General features: G+C 72.3%; 4 protein-coding genes. 3 read left to right on the top strand and 1 reads right to left on the bottom strand.

Annotation, left to right across the window (positions count from 1 at the left end; translation table 11 throughout):
- The 3 genes from VF468_22515 to VF468_22505 form a co-directional block, all read left to right on the top strand.
- Window positions 1-780, top strand: a 780-nt coding sequence (locus VF468_22515; protein ID HEX5881063.1) for a glutamate--cysteine ligase, incomplete at its 5' end; no start/stop codon positions are given.
- 257 nt (window positions 781-1,037) lie between these two features.
- Window positions 1,038-1,469: a pyridoxamine 5'-phosphate oxidase family protein gene (locus VF468_22510; protein HEX5881062.1), complete on the top strand. Its 432-nt coding sequence runs from the start codon at window positions 1,038-1,040 to the stop codon at window positions 1,467-1,469.
- 7 nt (window positions 1,470-1,476) lie between these two features.
- A complete protein-coding gene (locus VF468_22505) occupies window positions 1,477-2,877 on the top strand; it encodes an FAD-dependent oxidoreductase (protein ID HEX5881061.1) in 1,401 nt (466 codons plus the stop codon).
- A gap of 26 nt (window positions 2,878-2,903) precedes the next feature.
- Here the strand turns inward: VF468_22505 and VF468_22500 are convergent.
- On the bottom strand, window positions 2,904-3,635 hold a 732-nt coding region (locus VF468_22500; protein ID HEX5881060.1), incomplete at its 5' end, for an acetate--CoA ligase family protein.

The following is a 3,635-nucleotide window of genomic DNA, read 5'->3' as shown; positions in this document are numbered from 1 at the left end:
AAGCAGGCGATCGACGACCGCGGCACCGCCGGGCGGGCCAGCCGGCGGATCTCGCGGGTCGCCTTCGGGACCGGCTGGACCCGGTCGGGGCCGCTGGAGCTGCTGGAGGAGAGCGTCCGGCTGCACGAGCCGGTGCTGCCGGTGGTGGGCCCGGAGCGGCCGCTGGACCGCCTCGGCCGAGGCGACGGGGTGCCAGCCCTTGAGGAGCTGCGGCTGCACCAGGGCACGGTGTGGCGCTGGAACCGGGCCATCTACGACCCGGCCGATGGCGGCCACCTCCGGATCGAGATGCGGGCCCTGCCGGCCGGGCCGAGCGTGGTCGACATGCTGGCCAATGCCGCCTTCCTGCTCGGCCTGACCCGGGCCCTGGCCCCCGGGGCGGCCGCCACGACCCGCCGGTTCGCCTTCCAGCAGGCCCACCACAACTTCTACCGGGCCGCCCAGTTCGGGCTGGACGCCGAGCTGGCCTGGCCCCTGGCCCCGAGCGGTCGCCCCAGGATCCTGGCCGCCCCCGACCTGGTCCGCCACCTCCTCCCGACCGCCCGCCAGGGCCTGGAGGACGCCGGCGTGCTCGCTGAGGAGGCGGGCGAGCTCCTCTCGGTGATCGAGGCCAGGGCGGCCAGCGGCCACACCGGGTCGGCCTGGCAGCGCCTGGCCCTTGCCTCACTGGAGCCGAAGCTGGGCCGCGAGCGGGCCCTGGCCGCCATGCTCGAGCAATACCTGGAGCACCAGCGGACCGGCCAGCCCGTCCACACCTGGCCCCTCCCGCAAGCCCGGTAACCCGGCTGCGCCACCGGTGACGAGCGCGACCTGACCTTCCATACTGGCCATGTGAGATCCCTCCCGGGTCGAACCCGCCCGTGCCTGTCCGGTCGCGACCACGGTCAGCATGAAGGGCTTGGCGGCCAGTGTCAGGCTCCGGCCACGGCGGCCGCAGGGTCCAACGGCCCATATGGCGCGGGCCCTTCGCCGGGATCCAGACGCCGCGCCACCCTCTACCCTCTGGGGCTGTGACTCGCCACCAAGGAGGTGCCAGCATGCCCAAGCCCCACATGGAGGAACTGGACGAGGACGAGTGCCGCAAGCTGCTGGCCGAGCGGCATCTCGGCCGCCTGGCCATCCCGGACTTCGGCGGGCCGGTGATCTTCCCGGTCAACTACGTGTTCGACCAGGACCTGGTCATCTTCCGAACCGACCCCGGATCCAAGCTGGATGCCGCCACTGAGCGGGAGTCGGTCGCCTTCGAGGTCGACGCCACCGACGAGGCCACCCGCACCGGCTGGAGCGTGGTCGTCCGGGGGACCCTGGCCGACATCACCGACCCTGACCACCTGGAGCGGCTCCGCGGCCTGCCCCTGTACCCGTGGGCCCCCGGCGACAAGAGCCGGTACGTCCGCGTGCGGCCGCGCTCGGTCACCGGCCGCCGCATCAGAATCCCCGACGACCTCCCCTTCACCTGGTGGGGCTGACCGTGCCATGACAGAACGGCTTGGCGCGGCAGATCGGCCGCTAAAGATCGCCATCATCGGGGCCGGGCCAGCCGGGCTCTATGCCGCCGAAAGCCTGCTCCGCAGGCGCGACATCTCCCTGACAATCGACGTCTTCAACCGCTTCCCGACGCCGTTCGGGCTGGTCCGCGACGGGGTCGCGCCCGACCACCAGTCGATCAAGGCGGTGGCCCGGGTGCTGGAGCGGATCCTGGCCGACCCGCGGGTGCGGTACTTCGGCAACGTCACCTACGGCGTTGACATCCACCATCGGGAGCTGAAGCGCCACTACGACCAGCTCGTCTACGCCGTCGGGGCCCAGGCCGACCGGCGCATGAGCATCCCCGGCGAGGAGCTGCCCAACAGCCACCCCGCCATCTCCTTCGTCGGCTGGTACAACGGCCATCCCGACTACCGCGAGCTGCCCGTCGACCTCTCGGTCGAGCGGGCGGTGGTGGTCGGCAACGGCAACGTGGCCATGGACGTGTCCCGCATCCTGGCCACCTCCCCCGACCAACTGGCCAGGACCGACATCGCCGACCACGCCCTGGAGAGGCTGCGCCAGAGCAGAATCCGCGAGGTCGTGGTCCTGGGGCGGCGGGGCCCGGCCCAGGCGTCCTTCACCACCCCCGAGCTCAGGGAGCTGGGGCGGCTCGAAGGGGTGGACGCGATCGTCGATCCCCGGGACCTGGAGCTTGACGCGGTCAGCCAGGCCGACATGGAGGAGGACCGCACCGCCACGGCGAACCTGCGAATTCTCCGCGAGTACGCCGCCCGCACCCGGCATCCCGGACCTCGCCGTATTCTCCTGCGCTTCCTCGCCTCGCCAGTGGAGATCATCGGCACCGACGGGCGGATCACGGCGTTGAAGGCCGAGCGGAACGAGCTCGTCGTGGACGCCAACGGCGCGCTCCGGTCAAGGGGAACCGGCCAGTTCGAGACCATCGAGACCGGCCTGGTGCTGCGTTCCATCGGCTACCGGACCGTGCCGATCGAAGGCGTGCCCTTCGATCCTGCGACCTCAACGATCAACAACATCGCCGGCCAGGTCGTCCATCCGAACACCGGCGAAGTGGTGCGTGGTGAGTATGTCGTCGGCTGGGCCAAGCGGGGCCCGACGGGTCTGATCGGCAACAACAAGCCCGATTCCGCCGCCACCGTCGAGGCCATGCTGGCCGACCTGCCCCTCCTGCAACGGCTCCGCGACGGGCATCGCGACCCGTCGGCGATCGAGGCGCTCCTGCGCGAGCGAGGCGTCGACCACGTCACCTATCCGGACTGGCAGGTCCTGGATGCCCACGAGGTCGCCGCCGGTCGAGCCGAAGGCCGCCCGCGGAAAAAGGTCACGACCGTTCCCGAGATGATGGCCATCATCCACCAGGGACGATGAGAGCCGGCGCCCGCCAGCGGGCGTGGCTATCGGCGGCGGGCGGCCAGGGGTGGTGGTGGGCGGGCCGCCTCAACCCGGATCCTGGCGTCGACCACCATGACGCCGTCGGCCAGCGCCCGCACCGGATTGAGATCAAGCTCGGCGACCTCCGGGTGGGCCTCGACCAGGGCGCTGACCCGCAGCAGCAGGTCCTCGAGGGCGGCCACGTCGGCTCTTGGGGCGCCCCGGTAGCCGTCCAGCAGCGGGTAGGTGGCCAGCGAGCGGACCATCTCGGCCGCATCTACCTCGGTCAGCGGGGTGATGCGCACGGCCACGTCCTTGAGGAGCTCCACCGCCGTGCCGCCCGCCCCACAGGCGATCACGGGACCGAAGGAGGCGTCGTGGACGACGCCGACCAGCAGCTCCACACCCTCGCCGACCATGCGCTGGACCAGGAACCCGTTGACCGCGTAGCCCTCGGCGGCGACGGCCGCGGCCATCTCGGCGGCGGCGGTCCGGACCTGGTCGGCGCCGGTGAGGTGGAGCCGGACGCCGTGGGCCTCGGTCTTGTGGACCAGCCGCGGCGCGACCGCCTTGAGGGCGACCGGCCCACCGAGCTCGACCGCGGCCGCGCCGGCCTCCTCCGGGGAGCCGGCCAGGCGCCACTCGGCGACCGATACGCCGTAGCAGGCGAGCAGCCTCGCTACCTCCTCCGGCGCCAGCCAGCGGGGGCCTGACCCGTTGGCAAGGGTGGCAGCCAGCAGGGCGGCGGCCTCGTC

This window comes from Actinomycetota bacterium (genome assembly GCA_036280995.1).
In the GTDB taxonomy this organism is placed as follows: domain Bacteria; phylum Actinomycetota; class CALGFH01; order CALGFH01; family CALGFH01; genus CALGFH01.
The sequence above is the reverse complement of the archived record's forward strand: the minus strand, read 5'-3'. Positions and strand labels throughout refer to the sequence as shown.

Excerpts from the sequence above, each read along its gene's own strand:
- VF468_22505 (HEX5881061.1), top strand. The coding sequence starts at position 1,477 with ATGACAGAACGGCTTGGCGCGGCAGATCGGCCGCTAAAGATCGCCATC.
- VF468_22510 (HEX5881062.1), top strand. The coding sequence starts at position 1,038 with ATGCCCAAGCCCCACATGGAGGAACTGGACGAGGACGAGTGCCGCAAG.